This window comes from Halopseudomonas bauzanensis, assembly GCF_900114735.1.
Taxonomy (GTDB): domain Bacteria; phylum Pseudomonadota; class Gammaproteobacteria; order Pseudomonadales; family Pseudomonadaceae; genus Halopseudomonas; species Halopseudomonas bauzanensis.
On sequence record NZ_FOUA01000005.1, the window covers coordinates 45959 to 65828 of the forward strand.

Sequence of the window (19870 nt, forward strand, 5' to 3'; positions counted from 1 at the left end):
CGACAGGCCTATCAGACTTGCTTATGCACCTCCATTCCAACCAAGGGACATGCTTCTCCCAATGCTTGTCCCTGTATAAGGTCGGCATCAACCTACACACGTTATGGTTCAAATTACTCCGACTGCTCAAGGACCCATTATGTTCGATCTCAGCCCGCGAATTCAGGAACTGAAACAACAGCTCGAAGCCTTCATGGACGAGCACATTTATCCCAACGAAGCGCTGTTCTACGAGCAGGTCAAGCAGAGCAAGTGGTCCCACCCGGCCATTCTGGAGGAATTGAAGCAGAAGGCGAAAGCCCAGGGCCTATGGAATTTGTTTCTGCCTGAGTCCGAGCGCGGCGCCGGCCTGACCAACGAAGAATACGCCCACCTGTGCGAAATCATGGGCCGTGTGTCCTTTGCCGGTGAGGTATTCAACTGCAACGCGCCGGATACCGGCAACATGGAAACCATTGAGCGTTACGGTAACGACGCGCAGAAAGAACAGTGGCTGAAGCCGCTGCTGGCCGGCGAAATCCGGTCCTGCTTCTCCATGACCGAACCGGACGTCGCTTCTTCCGATGCCACCAACATCGAATGCGAAATCCGCCGTGAGGGCGACGAGTATGTGATCAATGGCACCAAGTGGTGGTCCTCTGGAGCCATGAACGAGCATTGCAAGATTGCCATCGTGATGGGCAAAACCGACCCGAATGCACCCAAGCACCTGCAGCAGAGCATGATTCTGGTACCGCTGGATGCCCCGGGCGTGACCATCGTCCGCGACCTGCATGTGTTCGGCTACGACCATGCGCCCCACGGCCACGCCGAAATTCGCTACGAGGATGTCCGCGTACCGGTATCCAACATCCTGCTGGGTGAAGGTCGCGGCTTCGAGATTGCCCAGGGTCGCCTCGGGCCAGGCCGGATTCACCACTGCATGCGTGCCATCGGCCAGGCCGAGCGCGCGCTGGAAGCCATGTGCCGCCGCGCCGCTGAGCGTGTTGCCTTCGGCAAGCCGATGTACAAGCTGGGCAGCGTGCCGGAAATGATTGCCCGCTCGCGCTGCGAGATCGACCAGGCCCGCCTGCTGACCCTGCATGCCGCGCGCAGCATGGACAAGCACGGCAACAAGGTCGCTCGCCAGCAGATCGCCATGATCAAGGCAGTAGCACCGACCATGTTGTGCAACGTCATCGATCGTGCCATCCAGGTCCATGGCGCCAAGGGTGTCTGCCAGGACTCCTTCCTCGCTTCGGCCTACGCCAAGGCCCGCACCCTGCGCCTGGCCGATGGCCCGGATGAAGTGCACCTGAATAGCATCGCCAAGCTGGAGATGGGGCAGTACCTGTAACCAGCACGGCGAGCCCCGTGGGAGCGGTCTTGATTGCGAATGGACTGGCAGTAAATCTGCAGTCAAGACCGCCCCACCCGTAAGACTGCTCCCACGGCAAGTGCAAGCAAGCGAGTGAGAGTAGCTGAGAGGGGCGCCCTCGCCGCGACGCTGGCCGCCAGGCCAGCCAATGCGGCCAGCACCGAATCCATTTATTTCCGAACAGGAGCTGCCCATGAGCACTCTTTTTGACCTGACCGGCAAAGTCGCCGTCATCACCGGTTCCACCAAGGGTATCGGCCGTTCGATCGCCGAAGAATTTGCCAGGGCTGGTGCCCGTGTGGTCATTTCCAGCCGCAAGGCCGATGCCTGCGAAAAAGTCGCCGGTGAACTGCAGGCCCAGGGTCTGGAAGCCATGCCAATCCCCTGCCATGTGGGTGACAAGGCTCAGCTGCAGAATCTGGTCGACACCACCATCAATACCTGGGGCAAGATTGATATTCTGGTCTGCAACGCTGCCACCAACCCGGTCTACGGACCGACTGCCAACGTCAGCGATGAAGCCTTCGACAAGATCATGGCGACTAACGTCAAGGGCACTTTCTGGCTGTGCAACATGGTCATCCCGCAGATGACTCGATTGGGTGGCGGTTCCATCGTGCTGTTGTCGAGCATCGCTGGTATCCGTGCCAGCGCCAATATCGGTGTATATGGCATGTCCAAAGCCGCCGAAGCCGGACTGGCACGCAACCTGGCGCTGGAGTATGGCCCGCAGAACATCCGCGTCAACTCCATCGCTCCCGGCTTGATCCGTACCGATTTTGCCCAGGCTCTGCTGGACGATCCGGATCGCCTGACCCGCGTCGAGCAATCCCTGCCGCTGCGCCGGGTCGGCGAGCCCGTTGATATCGCTGGCGTGGCGCTGTTCCTGGCCTCCTCGGCCGGCGCCTATGTCACCGGCCAGACCATCGTCGCTGATGGCGGCGATACCATTACCTGAGCTGCCTACGGTAACCAGTCTGCCCCCTGGCATATTTGCCGCCGGGGTGGCAGGCTTTACATCCAATCAAAAAACAGATACCACGGATCTTCTACATGAGCGAAGCCACCCTGATCGATGTACTGTCGGCCCACCGTTTCGATGAAGCGAAACTGGCCGCCTACCTGCAAGGACGCATACCGGGCGCCGAGCACGGCATGACCATTCAACAGTTTCAGGGTGGACAGTCCAACCCGACCTTCCTGCTGAGCATCGGCGAGAACCGCTACGTGCTGCGCAAGAAGCCGCCGGGCAAGTTGCTGCCATCCGCACACATGGTTGAGCGTGAGTACCAGGTCATCAGCGCACTGGGCAGCACCGATGTACCCGTGCCCACCGCCCGCCTGCTGTGTGAAGATCCCGACGTGATCGGCACACCCTTCTACATCATGGATCACGTTGAAGGCCGGGTGCATTCCCATCCACTGCTGGAAAAGGTATCCGCTGAACAGCGCATGCCGATTCATCGCTCGATGATCGAGACCATGGCCAAGCTGCACAATGTTGACTGGAAAGCGGTCGGCCTGGAAAGCTACGGCAGGCATGAAGGCTACGTTGCGCGCCAGATCAAACGCTGGAGCGGCCAGTTCGAGGCCAGCCGCACGGGTGACATGCCCTCCATGGATGCACTGATGGCCTGGCTGCCGGAAAACGCGCCGCAGGATGATGTAACGACTATCGCCCACGGCGACTTCCGGATCGGCAACCTGATCCTGCATCCCGAGCGCCCAGAGGTCGTCGCCATTCTTGACTGGGAGCTCGCCACCCTGGGCCATCCGCTGTCCGATCTGGCTTACTGCTGCCTGCCCTATCACCAGAATACCGGCTTTGAAGGGATGCGTGGCCTGAAGGGGTTGAATCTGAAGGATTACAACGTGCCGGAGGAACAGCAGGTGCTGGATTGGTACTGCGAGTTCACCGGGCGCACGGAAATCCCCAACTGGAATTTCTTCCTTGCCTTCTCGCTGTTCCGCCTGGCCGCGATTGTCCAGGGCGTGTACCACCGGGCATTGCAGGGCAACGCCAGCAACGCTGACGCTCTTGAGGTCGGTAAGCGTGCCAGCCTGCTGGCCGATACCGGCTGGGAAATCGCCCAGCGGAAGTAGATGTCCATGTGACAGCTGCTTTGCTTTGTGGGAGCGGCCAAGGCCGCTCCCACAAAAGCTTTCACACATTAACAGCTGCTACCTGCAGGTATAACCCTCCATACGCCACAACAAAATTCCAAAAGGTACTTTCATGTCCAAACCCGTAAAGCGCGTTCTGCTCACCAATGATGATGGCTGGCGCGGGCCCGGTCTCAAGGTCATGGAGGAAATTGCCGCGCAAATTGCCGAGGAAGTCTGGATCGTCTCACCCGACCTGGATCAGAGCGGCGTTTCCATGTCCGTCACCCTGCATCATCCGCTGCGCCTGCATACCTTTGGCGAACGCCGATTCAGCGTCAGCGGCACACCCAGTGATTGTGTGCTGCTAGGCGTGTCCGAACTGATGCCCGAGCCGCCGGACCTGGTGTTGTCAGGTGTTAACCACGGCGCCAATTTCAGCGACTCGGTGGCGTTCTCGGGCACCATTGGTGGTGCGCTTACTGCCACTTTGCTGAACATACCGGCCATTGCCCTGAGTCAGGCGTATCATCGCGGCGTCCCGGCGCACTGGGATACCGCTCGCCAGTTTGGGCCCGTGGTGGTGCGCCAACTGCTGCAACGTGGCTGGCCGGAAGATTGCGCGATGAACGTCAACTTTCCAGCAATGACGCCCCAACAGGTGAAAGGTGTTGCCATTTGCCGACCGCGCCGCGGCAGCATCGGCGGTGTCAATATCGAAGCGCGACGTGATACCCGTGACATCCCGTACTACTGGATGGGCTTCCGTCGCCAGACCGAACGGGTCGAAGCGCCGGAAAGCGATGTTTGCGCCCTGCGGGAAGGCCTGATCGGCATGTCGCCCTTGCGGCTGGAGCGGGATATTGCCGCCGACTGGCAAATCGATACCAACGACATGGCACGCGAGATGGGTATCGATACCTGAGCCAACGCCCTGGGTCGCACCTGCAGCAATTGCTACCTGCAGGGCGAGCGACCGCTGATCCACCTCCGCGCCTGCGGAGGTTCCTTAACCTTCCAGCCGGTAATAAGATGGTCTTGTCATCCAACCCAGGAGCAAGCCATGCACAGCCTTCCCGATCATATTCGTTACAGCCTCGGCCAATGCAAGCTCGGCAGCCTGTTGCTGGCGGGCTGCGAAACCGGTATCTGCGCGATTCTGCTGGGTGATGATGAGCAGACCATGATGGCTGACCTGCAGCGCCGCTTTCCTCGCGCGACATTGACCCAGGATGATGCAGCGCTCGGCGCTGACCTGCAGGCGTTACTGCGCTATGTGGATCAACCCCTGGGGCGGTTGCAGATGCAGCAGCCGCTCAACGCCTTCGGCAGCGACTTTCAGCAGCAGGTCTGGGGCGAACTGGCCAAGGTCCCGGCCGGGCAGACCATCAGCTATACCGAGCTGGCCCGACGGCTTGGCAAACCAGCTGCAGTGCGCGCCGTAGCCGGCGCCTGTGCAGCCAACCCGCTGGCGATTGTCGTGCCCTGCCATCGTGTGCTGCGTAGCGACGGCGGCATCTCCGGCTACCGCTGGGGTGTAGAGCGCAAACAGCAACTCATCGAGCTGGAGCGCCAGCTGGCAGGCTGATATCCAATATACGGCTGCGGTGTCGCACCGGCTCTCTCACACTGCCGTTTTGCCCCGCCACCCTTTGCGAACGACATGGATGCAGGAGTTAGGGCGAGGCAGGCCGCCAACGCCGAGGCGAAAGATCCACCGACGACTCCGCACCCCGGCACCAGACTGAATTCTCGGCCTTCGCCGAGAATTCAAGTGGCACTCTCAGAAACAGCCTTCGGGCATATCCAGCGTGGTGCGGTCCGCCTCGCCCAGCACCTTGGCCAGCGCCAGCGGCTTGGGAAGTTCGTAGCGCAGGAAGTATTCGCAGGCTCTGAGCTTACCCTCGTAGAACGCCGCTGTACGCGGCCCGCCCTGTTCCAGCCCGCGTAGTGCGGTCTGGGCCTGGCGCAGCCATATCCAGCCCACCACCACATGGCCAAAGCACTCCATGTACAGATAGGCATTGGCCAGGGCGCGCTCCGGATCTTCGCGGCGCAAGGCCTGCAGCGACTCGGTCACCGCCTGCAGCGTATCCAACGCCTCGGCCAGCAGCGCCCGCGAGCTTTCCAGTTGCGCATGGCCGGCGCATTCACTCAGGGTATTGCTGATGTTCTGGACCAGCGCCCGATAGAAACGCCCATCCTGCATCGCCACCTTGCGCCCCAACAGATCCTGGCCCTGGATACCGTGGGTGCCTTCGTGGATCGGGTTCAGGCGATTGTCGCGGTAGAACTGCTCAACCGGATACTCCCGGGTGTAGCCATAACCGCCATGCACCTGAATCGCCAGGCTGTTGGCCTCGACACAGAACTGCGATGGCCAGGACTTGACGATGGGAATCAGCAGATCCAGCAGGCCGGCGGACTCCTCACGCACTTGCTGATCTTCCGCATATTTCTTCTGATCGGATAGCGTTGCTGCATACAGACAGAGCGCCAGACCGCCTTCGACGAAGGATTTCTGCGCCAGCAACATGCGACGAATATCGGCATGCTGGATCAGCGGGATCATCGGGCTCTGCGGGTCGCGCTCCTTGAGCGGTCGACCCTGGCGCCGTTCACGGGCATATTCCAGGGCGTGCAGATAACCGGTATAGCCCAGCATTGCCGATCCCAGCCCGACCCCGATGCGCGCCTCGTTCATCATGTGGAACATCTGCGCCAGCCCTTGGTGCGGCTCGCCAACCAGATACCCCACCGCCCCGCCCTGCTCGCCAAAGTTGAGCATGGTCGAGGTGGTACCGCGATAGCCCATCTTGTGGATCAGGCCAGCGAGGGTTACATCATTGCGCTCGCCCAGACTGCCGTCCTCGTTGACCATGAACTTGGGCACGATGAACAGCGAAATACCCTTCACCCCAGGCGGAGCGTCTGGCAGCTTGGCCAGTACCAGATGCACGATATTCTCGCTCAGTTCATGATCACCGGCGGAAATGAAGATCTTGTTGCCAGTGATACGATAACTGCCGTCACCCGCCGGTACCGCCCGGGTCTTGATGTCCGCCAGCGAGGAACCGGCCTGAGGCTCGGTCAGGCACATGGTGCCGAAGAAGCGTCCGGCCATCATCGGCTCGGCGAAGCGCTGTTTATATTCCTCGCTGCCGTGGGCCATGATCAGGTTGCAGGCAGCGATAGTCAGCCCGGCATAGGCCTGGGTGCTGACGTTGGCGCCCTTGATCAGACCAATACAGGTCTGGGCAATCACCGACGGCAACTGCATGCCACCACGCTCATAATCCTGCGAAGCTGCCATCAGCCCGGTATCACGCAGTACCGCCAATGCTTCGGAGACCTCCGGGCGAATCACCACCTTGCCGTTCTCGAAACGCGGCTCATCGCCATCGCACAGGTGGTTATGCGGGGCAAAGGTCTCAGCACCGACTTTCAGCGCCAGTTCGATCGCCGCGTCGAAGGTATCGCGGCTATGATCAGCATAACGGGGGAATTCGGTAAAACGCTCGACGTCCAGCAGCTCGTACAACAGAAAGGCGAGATCGTCGGTATTGATGATCTTCTGTGACATGGCAAATCCTCCGGCATTGAGCCTCAAGCGGCAAGATGCAGAAAAAGCTCAAAAGCAAATCCAAAAGCAAAACCCGAGCATAGGCCCGGGTTTGCTTGCAGCGACAACTTAACGCTTACAGCTGCCTTATACGATCTCGAACAGACCGGCAGCGCCCTGGCCGCCGCCGATGCACATGGTCACGACCACGTACTTGACGCCACGGCGCTTGCCTTCGATCAATGCGTGGCCGGTCAGACGCGAGCCGGTGACGCCATAGGGGTGACCAATGGCAATGGAACCACCGTTGACGTTCAGGTTTTCCATCGGGATGCCCAGACGATCGCGGCAGTACACTACCTGGGAAGCGAAGGCTTCGTTCAGCTCCCACAGACCGATATCGTCCATCTTCAGACCGTTACGCTCGAGCAGACGCGGAATCGCGAAGACCGGACCGATACCCATTTCGTCCGGCTCGCAACCGGCAACCGCGAAGCCGCGGAAGATACCCATGGGTTCGATGTTCAGTTGCTCGGCAACCTTGCCGTTCATCACGGTGCAGACCGAGGCACCGTCGGACAGCTGACTGGCGTTACCGGCAGTCACGAAATGCTCGGGGCCACGCACCGGGTTCAAGCCGGCCAGACCTTCCAGCGTGGTCTGCGGACGGTTGCACTCATCACGGGTCAGGGTAACCTGCTGGTCGGTGACTTCGCCGGTTTCCTTGTTCTGCACTTTCATGCTGGTGGTGAACGGTACGATTTCGTCATCGAACTTGCCCGACTCCTGACCGGCAGCCACACGCTGCTGGCTGATCAGCGAGTACTCGTCCTGAGACTCACGGCTGACATTGTAGCGGGCAGCCACGATATCGGCGGTTTCGATCATGGACAGGTACAGCTCAGGCTTATTGCGCTTGATCCACTCGTTGGTGCCGCGGAACATATTGAGCTTGTCGTTCTGGCACAGGCTGATCGATTCAACACCACCGGCAACGATGGCGGGAACCTTCTCGCTGATCACACGCTGGGCGGCAATCGCGATGGACTGCAGGCCCGAGCTGCAGAAACGGTTGATCGACATACCGGCGGTGGTTACCGGCAGGCCGCCACGGATGGCCGCCAGGCGGGCCATGTTCTTGCCCTGGGCACCTTCATGGAAGGTGGCACCGAGGATCACGTCCTCAACCAGCGCAGGATCGATGCCGGCACGCTTTACCGCTTCCTCGATAACGAAGCCGGCCAGGTCGACACTGTGAGTGTCATTCAGCGCACCGCGGTAGGATTTGCCCAGGCCGGTACGGGCCGTGGATACGATTACTGCATCAGTCATGGTTCAGCTCCTATTTTCAAACACTGCGCCCGCAGGCGCGCAAGTCGAATGATGGCGGCTCAGACCGCCTGTTCCTGTTCCTGCCGGGCGCCCCAGGCGGCGAGCGTCTCGCGCGCCTCTCGGTAGGGCTTGATCCCCATCCATAGCAGCACCACGGATCCGAGGGTAATGATGCTGGCTACCCAGAAAATCGAATAACGGATGGCGTAATCATCCTGGAATACATAGTCGGTCACCAGTGCCACGGCAGTCGGGCCAATACCCAGGCCGATCAGGGTGATGATGAACAGATAGATGGCCGATGCCTGCCCACGCATGGCGTTGGGCATCACTTCCTGGATCGCTGCCGGCGCGACACCGAACGGCATCGCCACGGTGAAGACATTGAAGAACATGATGATCCACAGCAGGGTCATGTTATCGACCAGATAGACCACATTGCAGAGCAGTGTCAGCGAGGCAGCAAGCACCCCTACCCGCATGTTCGAATCCTTGTAGCCACGGCGTGACAGGTAATCGGACAGACGCCCACCAAAGACGATCCCCAGTGAACCAGCCACCATCACCAGCGAGCCATAATAGATACCTACCTCACCCGGAGTCAGCCCATGGTTGCGGATGAAGAAGGTGGGAATCCATGCCGAGGCGCCGTAGGAAGCGAACGAAAGACAGGCGAAGCCGAAGTTGTGGCAGATCACGGCCTTGCGGATGCTCAGCAGATACGCGCCCACTTCTTTCAGTGGCACTGCCACACCAGCGCCCACACCCTTGCGGGTCGGCTCCCGAATGGCCAGCAACACCAGGCAGAAGAGTGCGCCCACAGCGCCCAGCACCAGGAAGATTATCTGCCAGGGTCGCACCGTGCCCAATAGCGGCAGCACCATGTCACCGCGCGCATTGGCCCAGGTAATGACGATCCCGCCCAGCAGAAACGCCAGACCGGCACCAAGATAGATACCCATGGAGTAGACGCTGATAGCGGTGGCGCGCTTTTCCGGTGGGAAGCTGTCAGCCATGAGGGAATAGGCCGCCGGCGACAACGCCGCCTCGCCGGCACCCACGCCGATACGGAACACCACGAAGTGCCAGTACTGCTTGGCCAGGCCGCAAGCAGCGGTCATCAAACTCCAGAACAGGATGCCCCAGGCGATCAGCCCGCGACGACTGCGGCTGTCAGCCACCCGCCCCAGGGGGATACCGGCAATAGTATAGAAGATAGCGAAGGACAAGCCCATCAACAGGCTCATCTGCGTATCGGAAATACCCAGGTCCGCCCGGATAGGCCCGACCAGCAGATTCAGTATCTGGCGGTCGATAAACGACAACACATAAGCCATCAACAGAATGGCCACAGTGATCCAGGCACGAGCTGTAGTTGGGTAGCTATTCTTATCTATCACTAGCGCACTCCGTGGCGTCGACAAAAACCTTATCGAAGACTACCAAGTTCGCAGTGCGAAAGTCGATTTCGAAAATACTACATCAGCAAATACGATGCGGAACTATCATCTGGAGCTATAACCGCCTCAAAAAATAACATCACGCCGCCTCTCTTGCGCCTGTTTCCAGCAATGTCTGCAGAGTATCGGCGCAGGTCTGGCGACGAACCTGGTCGAACAGCAGCTGTGCCTCCGGATAGTTACGCGCCAGAAACCCCAGCCATTGCTTGAGCCGCCCCGGAGCATGACGATCGGCCGTGCGCAGGCGTACCTGGCGGTAGAAGTCGATCAACCACGGCCGCAGATCGCTCCAGCTCATCAACACAGGCGGTGCGCTCCGGTGCATCGCGCGGATGCCTTGGCCCAGATCCGGACAGGCAACCAGACCACGGCCTATCATCACCTGCTCGCAGCCACTGATTTCCCGGATGCGCTGGTAGTCGGCCACATCGTTCACGTCGCCATTGGCGATCACCGACACGCTCACTGATTCACGCACCCGCGCCAGCCATTCCCAATGCGCCGGAGGTTTATACCCTTCCACTTTGGTGCGCGCATGCACGGCGATTTCCGCCGCACCGGCGGTAGCCAGAGCGCTGGCGCATTCGAGGGTCAGACTGGTATCGCTGTAACCCAGGCGCATCTTGGCGGTGACCGGTATGTCTGCCGGCACTGCCGCCCGCACGGCAGCAACGATCCGGTGCAGCGTGTCCGGCTCGCGCAGCAAGGTGGCGCCACCCCGATGGCGATTGACGGTCTTGGCCGGACAGCCGAAATTCAGGTCCACCGCCGGCGCACCCAACTCAGCCAGCAGCGCAGCATTGTGCCCCAGCCAGTCGGGGTCGGAGCCAAGCAGTTGTGGATGCACCGGCACTCCCGCTGCGGTCTTCCAGCCATGCAGGCTTTCCGGCACGATGCGGCGGATGCTGCCGACATTCAGCGGCCCCTCGGTCACCCGGATAAATTCGCTGACACAGCGGTCGATACCGCCGATACGGGTCAGGATATCGCGCAGCGGCGCATCCACCAGCCCCTCCATTGGCGCAAGAATGATGCCGTGCTTCATGGCTTGAGGCCGTGACCGGCGAGCAGCTCTAGCAGTCCGGCCTCGTCCATCACCGCCACGCCCAGTTGCTCAGCCTTGGCCAGTTTGCTACCGGCGCCGGGGCCAGCCACCACACAGTGGGTCTTGGCCGATACGCTGCCGGCAACCTTGGCACCGAGGCTTTCCAGATGATCCTTGGCGATATCCCGGGAGAAAGCTTCCAGGGTTCCGGTCAGCACCCAGGTCTGACCGCTCAGGGGCAGTTCCGCCCCCCGGGCCTTCGGGCTGTCCCAGTGCATGCCGAAGTCCCGCAATTGCTGCTCGATAGCCAGTACCTGCTGGCGTTGCTCGGGTTGCTGGAAGTATTCGCGCAGGCTCTTGATGGCTTTTTCATTGAGCCGTTCCACCTGCTTGAGGTCCAACCAGTCTGCCTCGATGATGGCGGTCAGACTGCCAAACCGCTCCGCCAGTCGCTGGGCACTGGTGCGCGCGACCGAGGGAATTTCCAGCCGGGCGAGGAACTCATCAAGGCCGACGCTGGCAGCGAACTCCGCAGCCAGTTGCCCCTCATCCTGCAATTGCACTCCCCGCTCGAGCAACTTGCTGATCACCGTTCGGTTGTGCTCATCCTCGAAGAACGCTGTGATTTCATGGGCAACCTCGGCACCGATTTCCGGCAGGAACTGCAACACCTCCTCCCGCGCCTGGCTAATCCGCTCCAGCGTGCCCAGAGCCCGGGCCAACAACTTGGCGGTTTCTTCGCCCACATCGGGGATACCCAGCGCATAGATAAAGCGCGCCAGACTGACCTGCTTGCTCTGCTGGATGGCCAACAGCAGATTGTTGGTCGATACTTCAGCGAAGCCTTCCAGCGTAATCACCTGGTCGTAGGTCAGCGCATAGAGGTCGGCGGGTGAGGCAATCATCTCCCGCTCGATCAATTGCTCAACGATCTTGTCACCGAGGCCATCAATATCCAACGCCCGCCGGGAGACGAAGTGGATGATCGCCTGCTTCAACTGCGCCTTGCAGGCCAGCCGGCCGACACAGCGATAAGCCGCGCCCTCGGTCACCGTCTGCTTGCCCCGTCCGCGCTTGATCAACTGAGTGCGCTCGACCGCCGAGCCGCATACCGGACAGTGCTCGGGTACCAGCACCGGCCGTGCATCGGCCGGTCGTAGATCGGTCACCACCTGCATGACCTGGGGAATGACATCACCGGCCCGGCGAATGATCACCGTGTCGCCGATCATCACGCCCAGCCGCTGCACCTCGTCCATATTGTGCAAGGTGGCATTCGAAACGGTGACACCAGCGACCTGCACCGGCTTCAGTCGTGCCACCGGGGTAACCGCACCGGTGCGTCCAACCTGGAATTCCACATCCAACAACTCGGTCATTTCCTCGCTGGCGGGGAATTTGTGGGCAATCGCCCAGCGCGGCTCCCGAGCGCGAAAGCCCAGCTCCCGCTGCCAACTCAGGTCATTGACCTTGAACACCACGCCGTCGATCTCGTAGGGCAGACTGTTGCGACGCTCACCAATATCACGGTAATAATCCAGACACCCATCGATGCCTTCAACCAGCTTCAGTTCACGGCTGATCCGCAACCCCCAGTCACGCAGCCGATGCAGAATGCCAACCTGGGTATTCGGCAACTCGCCTTCAAAGCGGCCGACGCCATAACAACAGAATTCCAGCGGCCGCTGGGCGGTGATGCCGGAGTCCAGTTGCCGTAGCGAACCGGCAGCAGCGTTGCGCGGGTTGGCAAAGGTCTTGCCGCCGGTTTCGCGGGCGCTCTCGTTCAGACGCTCGAAACCGGCCTTGGTCATGTAGACCTCACCGCGCACTTCAAGCACCGCCGGCCAGCCTTCACCGCGCAGCTTCAAGGGGATGTTACGCACGGTACGCACGTTGGCAGTGATGTCTTCGCCGGTAGTGCCATCGCCCCGCGTGGCACCGCGGGTCAGCACGCCATTTTCGTACAGCAGGCTGAGCGCCAAGCCATCGAGTTTGGGCTCGCAGCAATAGGCGACAGCGGTGCCCTGGTCCAACAGATCACCTTCCGGCAGATCCAGCGAGCGTCGTACGCGGCGGTCGAAATCGCGCATATCGGCTTCTTGAAACGCATTGCCGAGGCTGAGCATGGGGACGTCATGGCGCACCTGGCCGAAGGCCGATGAAGCCATGCCGCCGACCCGCTGGGTGGGCGAGTCGGGCGTAATGATGTCCGGATTGGCCTCTTCCAGCGCCCGCAGCTCGGTGAACAGGCGATCGTATTCCGCATCGGGCACCGTGGGTTCGTCGAGTACGTAGTAGCTGTAATTATGCTGGTCGATCGTTTCGCGCAGCTCTTTCGCACGCAGGGCCGGGTCGGGGATTACGGTCATGGTCGGTCAAATCATCGGAGGTGGAACGAGGGTGTGATTGTAGCAGGATAAGGGGGCGGGAGGCTGAGCTGACGGGGCTTGAGGTTGTCGCCGGATCAATACTGGCCGGCGAGGTTTCGCTGGCCTTTCGAGCTCATAGCCCAATGGAGAGTGGGTGCTCCGGGACTCCGATGGTCGAGGTGGCGCTCACCCAAGAATCCGAATATGGGGGCGGGCTTGCCCGCGAACAGACTTGCGAGAAAGCCTTCGCGGCCAGCCCGCCCCCACAGAAAGGCGAACGCAGATAGATCAGCGACGCAACCCGAAGCGCTTGCGTTCGAATTCGGCGATGCGTTGGCGATAATGCTCGATGGTCTGAGCGGTCAGCACGCTGCGATTCTCGTCTTTCAGATCGCCACCCAGTTCCTGTGACAGCTTACGTGCCGAGGCAATCATCAGATCCAGGGCCTGCTTCGGGTGCCGCGGGCCGGGCAGTCCCATGAAGAAGGTCACCGCACGCACATGATTGTGCTCCAGCTCGTCGAGATCGAAAGTACCGGGTTTCAATGCATTGGCCATGGAGAACAGCACATCGCCGTTGCCGGTCATGCTTTCGTGACGGTGGAAGATGTTCATGTCGCCGTAGCGCAGTCCGCTTTCCATGATGCTCTGCATCATGGCGGCCCCAGGGAAACCTTCCTCGCTGCGAGCCACCACCAGAATGACCAGCACTTCTTCCGGCGCCACGGGCTCACTGGCCGGCGATGCGGGTGCCTGGGTAGCCTGGGCAGTAACCGGCTCTGATTCAGCAATCGGCTCACGCCGAGGCCGCGGCGTACGGCTCGACTGCGCGCGCGGCGCAGGCTCCGGAGCACGCTCGGGCTCATCCAGATCCAGTCCGGCCTGCTCCGGCTGACGCATCTCGTCAACCTCCAGACTATCGATGGTGTCAGCAGTCACCTGGTCATCGCCGAAGGTAGGTTCTTCCCGTTCGCCGCGCGCGATAACACGCGCCGGGCCGAGCAGCTCGTCGCCGGCCGCGCCCTCAGGCAAGTCCTTGAAATCGCGTTCCAGTTTGAAGCGGATGCGTGAACGGCCGCCCATGCGTCGCCACCCATCGAAAAGAATCCCCGCAATGACCAGAAGGCCGATAATGATTAGCCACTCTCGCAAACCAAAATCCATGAATATGCAGTTCCCGTTATGCCATACCGTTGAAGAGTTCCCGAGCGGGACTCCCGGCGTATGGCATTTTCACGCCACACCCCAATACATGCGAGACAGTAACACGCCCGAGCAATGTTGTGCAGGTGCTAGGGTCTGTTGACGTTTCATCGCGAACCGCAGGGCCGGGCCTATTTTTGGGCGGCGCGGTCGCGATGAAACGTCAACAGACCCTAAACCTCTGCCAATGCCACCGCCTCTTCGACATTGACTGTGACAAGTCGAGAGCAGCCAGGTTCATGCATGGTCACCCCCATCAGTTGATCGGCCATCTCCATGGCGATCTTGTTGTGGGTGATGTAGATGAACTGCACCCTGCTCGACATCTCCTTGACCATCCGAGCGTAGCGGCCGACGTTGGCGTCGTCCAGCGGTGCATCCACCTCGTCAAGCATGCAGAACGGTGCGGGATTGAGCTGGAAAATGGAGAACACCAGGGCAATGGCGGTCAATGCTTTCTCGCCGCCGGACAGCAGATGGATGGTGCTGTTCTTCTTGCCGGGCGGCCGCGCCATGATGGTCACGCCGGTATCCAGCAGATCATCACCGGTCAGCTCCAGCCAGGCATTGCCGCCGCCGAACACTTTTGGAAACAGATTCTGCAGGCCAGCATTGACCTTATCGAAGGTTTCCTTGAAACGGCTGCGGGTTTCCCGGTCGATCTTGCGGATGACCTGTTCCAGGGTATCGAGTGCCTCCTCCAGATCCGCATTCTGGGCGTCCAGATACTGCTTGCGCTGGGACTGCAGCTCATATTCCTCGATTGCCGCCAGGTTGATCGCACCCAGCCGCTGGACCTGCCCGTCCAGTCGCATCAACTGCTGCTCCCACTCGGCCTCAGTGGCACCAGCAGGCAGCGTGGCAATGACGCTCTGCAAGTCGTAGCCGGCCTCCAGCAATTGCTCCTGCAAGCCTTGCCGGCGGGTCTGCATGTCGCGCGCGAGCAGCCTTTGTTCATCCAACTGGTTGCGCAACAACTGGGCCTGTTGTTCGGCCTGCTGCCGACGGCGCTCCTGCTCACGCATCTGCTGGTCGACCAACTCCAGTGCCTGCCGGGCGGTACCCAACTCCTGTTCGGCCTGCAGCCGACGCTCCAGCAGGGATTCCAGCTCGATACGCTGGTCCTCCTCCGGCCCCTGCGTCTCCTCCAACGACATCTGCAATTGCTCGCGGCGCTCGGCCAGCCGTTCGACCTGGGTCTGCAATCGCTCGAGACCTTGACGAGTGGACTCCAGCTGCGCGCGCAATGACTGGGTGCGCAGGGCCAATTTATGCGAGCGGTCGCGCTGGGTTCGTGATTGCTGCCGGACCTGCTCCAGGTGCTCTCGATGTTGTTCGCGCTGCTGCTGCAGAGCTTCACGCCGACCGGTGTCGTCAGCCATACGATCCAGTGCTTCCTGCAGCACCATCCGCGCCTCACCCAGCTCCTCCAGTTCCTCGGCGCGCTGGGCCTGAATATCCTGCAGATCAGCCCGGATGCGTTCGCGCCGGGCGGTCACCTGCTCCAACCTGACCTGGCGAGCGGAACGCTGGGCCTTCAGCTCGCCCTGCTCGCGCCCCAGTTGTGCCAAGCCCTGCTGCAGACCGTCACGACGCAACTCCAGCTGCCGAACCTGCTCACGCAGCTCCGCCATGCGTTCCTCGTTCGCATCCAGCTGCGCCTGCTGCTGTTCGAGAGTGGCGTGCAGCGCCTCCATTTCCTGTTGCCGGGCAAGCACGCCGGCTTCCTGATCGTCGCCCCGCTGAAAGCGCAGCCAGTTTGGCCCCAGCCAGTGCCCTGCCGGGGTCACCACGGACTCATGGCTGGCGAGCGAGGCGCGCAATGCCAGCGCCTGTTGCAAGTCAGCGGCAGTATGAATGCCGCCCAGCCAGGGCGACAGATCCACGGCCGAGTCGACCTTATCCAGCAACGATGCCGCCCTGACGGGTCCGGCGCCCCCCGATGTCGACCGCTCCACCAGCCGCAGATCGCCCTGTTCGAAACTATCGAGCTGGGCCTGCAGGGCATCCAGCGAAGGCAGGCTGATCGCGTGCAGATCCGCCCCCAGCACCGTTTCCACCGCTTGCTCCCAACCGGGCTCGACACGCAGCTGGCCGGCCAGTACCGCAGCGTTACCCAGCCCCTGCGCCTGCAACCATTGCTGCACTCCGATGCCCTGATCCAACGCGGCCTGCTGCAATGCCTCCAGGGATGCCAGCCGGCCCCCCTGACGCTGGTATTCGCCACGGCGACCGTCCTGTTCCTGAACCAGGGCCGCAAGCACCTCACGTTGCTGCTGCAGGGTGTCGGTCAAATCATCCAGGGTCAGTTGGTCGCTCTCACTGCGCATGTCCAGTTCGGCCAGCTGTTCATTCAGCGTATCGAGCTCGCCATCCAGTGAATCGGCAGACAGACCGGCGCGCTCTTCCTCTAACCGCTGGATGCGTTCACCGAAACGCTCCACGCTCTGCTCCAGATGTCGGATCCGCGATTGCTCGACCTCGGCCTGCTGCCGCGGCGCCGAAGCTTGCTGGTTGAACTCATCCCAGGCGGTCTGCCAACCCTGCATCGCCGCTTCGGCTTCGGCCATCCGCGCGGCATCATCCTCATCCGCCGCCGCGGCCAGCTCCAGTTCAGGCTCGGTGCGCTCAAGTTCGCTGCGCAGATCGCCCAGCAAGGCCTGATCCTGCGTCAGATGGCTCTGCGCCTCCTGCCAGGCCTGCTCGGTCTGCTCCAGGTCATCGCGCACCTGGCGCTGGCGGTCGCGGTTGAACTGCAACACCTGTTCGATGCGACTGATATCCGCGCCAATACTGTAGTAGCGCGCCTGCGCCTGGTTGAAGCTGTCGTTCAGCTCGCTATGCTGATCGCGCTGCTTCTCGATTTCGCTATCGGCATTGCGCTGCTCGGCAATTACCCCTTCCAGCGCTACTTCGAGGCCACGCACCTGCTGTTCACGCTCCAGCGTCTGACCATCCAGCGTCTGCCAACGCAACGCTTGCAGCTGCGCCTTGAGCTGACGCTCATCAGCCTTGAGCGTCTTGTACTTCTCCGCCGCCTGGGCCTGGCTATGCAGGCGGGATAACTGCCGCTCCAGCTCCTCGCGCAGGTCGGTCAGGCGTGCCAGATTCTCATGGGTACGACGGATACGATTTTCAGTCTCCCGACGGCGCTCCTTGTATTTGGAGATACCGGCCGCCTCTTCTATGAACAAACGCAGCTCATCGGGCTTGGCCTCGATGAGCTTGGAAATCATGCCCTGTTCAATAATGGAATAACTGCGCGGCCCTAACCCTGTGCCGAGGAATATATCGGTAATATCCCGGCGTCGGCATTTGGTCCCATTGAGAAAATACTGATTTTGTGCTTCACGGGTAACTTTGCGACGAATCGATATCTCATTGTAGCCGGCGTACTCACCCTGCAGAGTGCCATCACTGTTATCGAAGACCAGCTCGATAGACGCCTGTCCTACGGGCTTGCGGCTGTTCGAGCCGTTGAAAATGACATCCGTCATCGACTCGCCCCGCAGGTTCTTGGCCGAGCTTTCGCCCATCACCCAGCGCACTGCATCGATTATGTTCGACTTGCCACAGCCGTTCGGCCCAACAACCGCGCCCATATTGGTGGGAAAGAAAACTGTGGTAGGATCCACGAAGGACTTGAAACCCGCCAGCTTGATGCACTTGAGTCGCATTGAAAAATGTCTGTCCCTTGCCGTTCGGTGAGTGTCTGGCAGCCATCCGGCGGATATTTGCAGAAGTGGAAAACGTCCCCTTTTTACCTGTATTACTCCCCGAATAGAAGCCCCATCACCAAGCAGTGGCATCCACTGCATGGGAAAAGCTATTCGGTTGGGCAGGTAGATAAGCAATAGGCTTTACTGATGGTTGGCAGCGCCCTGGCAAGTGCGCTGCTGCAAAGGTGAAGCAAAGACAAAAATTCGATCTGGAAAAAGAGAATGTCTGCCACGACAACAAACCAATCACTACCCGATGGCTGGACCACTAGCCGACTCGTGGGCCTGCTCGCCGGCGTTGCGCTGCTGGTCATGACCCTGTTGTTGCCCGCACCCGAGGGCATGAGCGACGCCGCCTGGAAAGCCGCGGGCCTGATGATGCTGCTGGCCGCCTGGTGGGCCACCGAGGCGATCCCGATCCCGGCCACCTCGCTGGCGCCCATCGTGTTGATTCCCGCATTGGGCATCGGCACCGTAAGTCAGGCCACTGCTCCCTATGCCAACCCGACCATCTTCCTGTTCATGGGTGGCTTTGTGCTGGGGCTGGCGATGCAACGCTGGAATCTGCACAAGCGTATCGCCCTGATGACGCTGCTGGCCGTAGGCACCAAGCCCAGCCATCAGATCGGTGGCTTCATGATTGCCACAGGCTTCCTCAGCATGTGGGTGAGCAACACCGCCACCGCTATCATGATGCTGCCGATCGGCCTGTCCGTGGTCAGCATGTTCGAAAATGATGATCCGGCAGCGGTGCGCAAGTATGCGACCGCTCTGCTCCTGGCCATCGCCTATGCGGCCAGCATCGGCGGCATAGGTACCATCATCGGCACGCCGCCAAATGCGCTGTTGGTAGCCTATCTGGCTGACAACCACGACATTCATATCGGCTTCGGCCAGTGGATGTTGATCGGGGTGCCAATCTCGGTAATGATGCTGGCCACCGTGTGGTTCATGCTGACGCGCAAGAATTTTGGCCTCAACGCCGAGAACAACAGCCGAGAATTGCTGCAGAAGCAGCTTACCGACCTGGGGCCGATGAGCCGTGGCGAGAAACTGGTAGGTGTCGTATTCCTGCTGACAGCTGCCGCGTGGATCTTCCAGCCCCTGTTATCCAGTTCGCTCATCCCCTGGCTGAACGACACTATCATCGCCATTGCCTCGGCCATCATCATGTTCCTGATTCCGGTCAACCGTGAAAAAGGCAATCTGATGGACTGGGAAACCGCTTCGAAGATGCCCTGGGGCGTACTGCTGCTGTTCGGCGGTGGCCTGTCGCTGGCGGCGGTGATTACCTCCTCCGGCCTGGCAGTCTGGATTGCCGAATCCCTGTCCGTAATCGGTACGCTGCCGACACTGGCCATTGTGCTGGTCATTGCGGCGGTGATTATCTTCCTGACCGAGATCACCAGCAATACCGCCACGGCCGCCGCCTTCCTGCCGCTGATGGGCGCCCTGGCCATGGCCCAGGATGTATCGCCGATCCTGTACGCAGTACCGGCCGCCGTTGCCGCCAGCTGTGCCTTCATGATGCCGGTGGCCACGCCACCAAACGCCATTGTGTTCGGTACCGGCCACATGAAGATCACCGATATGATCTCCGCTGGCTTCAAGCTGAATATCGCCGGCGTCATCATTGTCGGTCTGCTGGCCTACTACCTCATGTTTTGGGTATTCGGCATCTGATCCGATACATCCCTGCATGACCAACCGCCGTCCTCGT

13 protein-coding genes are annotated in these 19870 nt (G+C 60.7%); 6 read left to right on the forward strand and 7 right to left on the reverse strand.

The genetic code is table 11. The features are described 5' to 3' along the window. Nucleotides 1-139 precede the first annotated feature (139 nt). The 5 genes from BM267_RS11510 to BM267_RS11530 all read left to right on the forward strand — a co-directional run bounded on the left by BM267_RS11510 (nt 140) and on the right by BM267_RS11530 (nt 5048). Nucleotides 140-1336: an acyl-CoA dehydrogenase family protein gene (locus BM267_RS11510; RefSeq protein WP_074780577.1), complete on the forward strand. Its 1197-nt coding sequence runs from the start codon at nt 140-142 to the stop codon at nt 1334-1336. 214 nt (nt 1337-1550) lie between these two features. Beyond that, nucleotides 1551-2315: an SDR family NAD(P)-dependent oxidoreductase gene (locus BM267_RS11515; RefSeq protein ID WP_036990461.1), complete on the forward strand. Its 765-nt coding sequence runs from the start codon at nt 1551-1553 to the stop codon at nt 2313-2315. 95 nt (nt 2316-2410) lie between these two features. Beyond that, entirely contained in the window at nt 2411-3460 is a 1050-nt protein-coding gene (locus BM267_RS11520) for a phosphotransferase (protein ID WP_036990463.1), read from the forward strand. Between the two features lie 133 nt (nt 3461-3593). Then, nucleotides 3594-4385: a 5'/3'-nucleotidase SurE gene (surE, locus tag BM267_RS11525; protein WP_036990465.1), complete on the forward strand. Its 792-nt coding sequence runs from the start codon at nt 3594-3596 to the stop codon at nt 4383-4385. Nucleotides 4386-4523: 138 nt separating this feature from the next. Continuing rightward, nucleotides 4524-5048, forward strand: a complete 525-nt coding sequence (locus BM267_RS11530) for a methylated-DNA--[protein]-cysteine S-methyltransferase (protein ID WP_074780574.1) — start codon at nt 4524-4526, stop codon at nt 5046-5048. A 195-nt stretch (nt 5049-5243) separates the two neighbouring features. Here BM267_RS11530 and BM267_RS11535 read toward each other — a convergent pair whose 3' ends face one another. From BM267_RS11535 to smc, 7 genes are all read right to left on the reverse strand, one after another. After that, nucleotides 5244-7043 (reverse strand): acyl-CoA dehydrogenase, encoded by a 1800-nt coding sequence (locus tag BM267_RS11535; protein ID WP_036990469.1) that lies wholly within the window; start codon nt 7041-7043, stop codon nt 5244-5246. 126 nt (nt 7044-7169) lie between these two features. Then, nucleotides 7170-8354 carry an acetyl-CoA C-acyltransferase gene (locus BM267_RS11540; RefSeq protein WP_036990471.1) on the reverse strand — a complete coding sequence of 395 codons (1185 nt, stop codon included), beginning with the start codon at nt 8352-8354 and terminating at the stop codon, nt 7170-7172. 59 nt (nt 8355-8413) lie between these two features. Then, entirely contained in the window at nt 8414-9754 is a 1341-nt protein-coding gene (locus BM267_RS11545; protein WP_074780572.1) for a spinster family MFS transporter, read from the reverse strand. 139 nt (nt 9755-9893) lie between these two features. Then, complete coding sequence (locus tag BM267_RS11550; RefSeq protein WP_074780568.1) at nt 9894-10859, reverse strand: tRNA dihydrouridine synthase; 966 nt, start codon at nt 10857-10859, stop codon at nt 9894-9896. Then, on the reverse strand, nt 10856-13228 hold the full coding sequence (gene ligA, locus BM267_RS11555; RefSeq protein WP_074780565.1) for an NAD-dependent DNA ligase LigA: 2373 nt from the start codon (nt 13226-13228) through the stop codon (nt 10856-10858). The genes BM267_RS11550 and ligA overlap by 4 nt, the downstream gene beginning before the upstream one ends. Nucleotides 13229-13516: 288 nt before the next feature. Beyond that, nucleotides 13517-14392 carry a cell division protein ZipA gene (gene zipA / locus BM267_RS11560; protein WP_074780561.1) on the reverse strand — a complete coding sequence of 292 codons (876 nt, stop codon included), beginning with the start codon at nt 14390-14392 and terminating at the stop codon, nt 13517-13519. 212 nt (nt 14393-14604) lie between these two features. Next, nucleotides 14605-18108, reverse strand: coding sequence for a chromosome segregation protein SMC (gene smc, locus BM267_RS11565; RefSeq protein WP_074780556.1), 3504 nt, complete (start codon nt 18106-18108; stop codon nt 14605-14607). A 264-nt stretch (nt 18109-18372) separates the two neighbouring features. Here smc and BM267_RS11570 point away from each other — a divergent pair, with 264 nt between their 5' ends. Next, the gene (locus BM267_RS11570) at nt 18373-19833 is read left to right on the forward strand and encodes an SLC13 family permease (RefSeq protein ID WP_074780554.1); all 1461 of its coding nucleotides are present in this window, start codon (nt 18373-18375) and stop codon (nt 19831-19833) included. Nucleotides 19834-19870: the final 37 nt, after the last annotated feature.

Excerpts from the sequence above, each read along its gene's own strand:
- BM267_RS11510 (WP_074780577.1), top strand. The coding sequence starts at position 140 with ATGTTCGATCTCAGCCCGCGAATTCAGGAACTGAAACAACAGCTCGAA.
- BM267_RS11515 (WP_036990461.1), top strand. The coding sequence starts at position 1,551 with ATGAGCACTCTTTTTGACCTGACCGGCAAAGTCGCCGTCATCACCGGT.
- BM267_RS11520 (WP_036990463.1), top strand. The coding sequence starts at position 2,411 with ATGAGCGAAGCCACCCTGATCGATGTACTGTCGGCCCACCGTTTCGAT.
- surE (WP_036990465.1), top strand. The coding sequence starts at position 3,594 with ATGTCCAAACCCGTAAAGCGCGTTCTGCTCACCAATGATGATGGCTGG.
- BM267_RS11530 (WP_074780574.1), top strand. The coding sequence starts at position 4,524 with ATGCACAGCCTTCCCGATCATATTCGTTACAGCCTCGGCCAATGCAAG.
- BM267_RS11535 (WP_036990469.1), bottom strand. The coding sequence starts at position 7,043 with ATGTCACAGAAGATCATCAATACCGACGATCTCGCCTTTCTGTTGTAC.
- BM267_RS11540 (WP_036990471.1), bottom strand. The coding sequence starts at position 8,354 with ATGACTGATGCAGTAATCGTATCCACGGCCCGTACCGGCCTGGGCAAA.
- BM267_RS11550 (WP_074780568.1), bottom strand. The coding sequence starts at position 10,859 with ATGAAGCACGGCATCATTCTTGCGCCAATGGAGGGGCTGGTGGATGCG.
- ligA (WP_074780565.1), bottom strand. The coding sequence starts at position 13,228 with ATGACCGTAATCCCCGACCCGGCCCTGCGTGCGAAAGAGCTGCGCGAA.
- zipA (WP_074780561.1), bottom strand. The coding sequence starts at position 14,392 with ATGGATTTTGGTTTGCGAGAGTGGCTAATCATTATCGGCCTTCTGGTC.
- smc (WP_074780556.1), bottom strand. The coding sequence starts at position 18,108 with ATGCGACTCAAGTGCATCAAGCTGGCGGGTTTCAAGTCCTTCGTGGAT.
- BM267_RS11570 (WP_074780554.1), top strand. The coding sequence starts at position 18,373 with ATGTCTGCCACGACAACAAACCAATCACTACCCGATGGCTGGACCACT.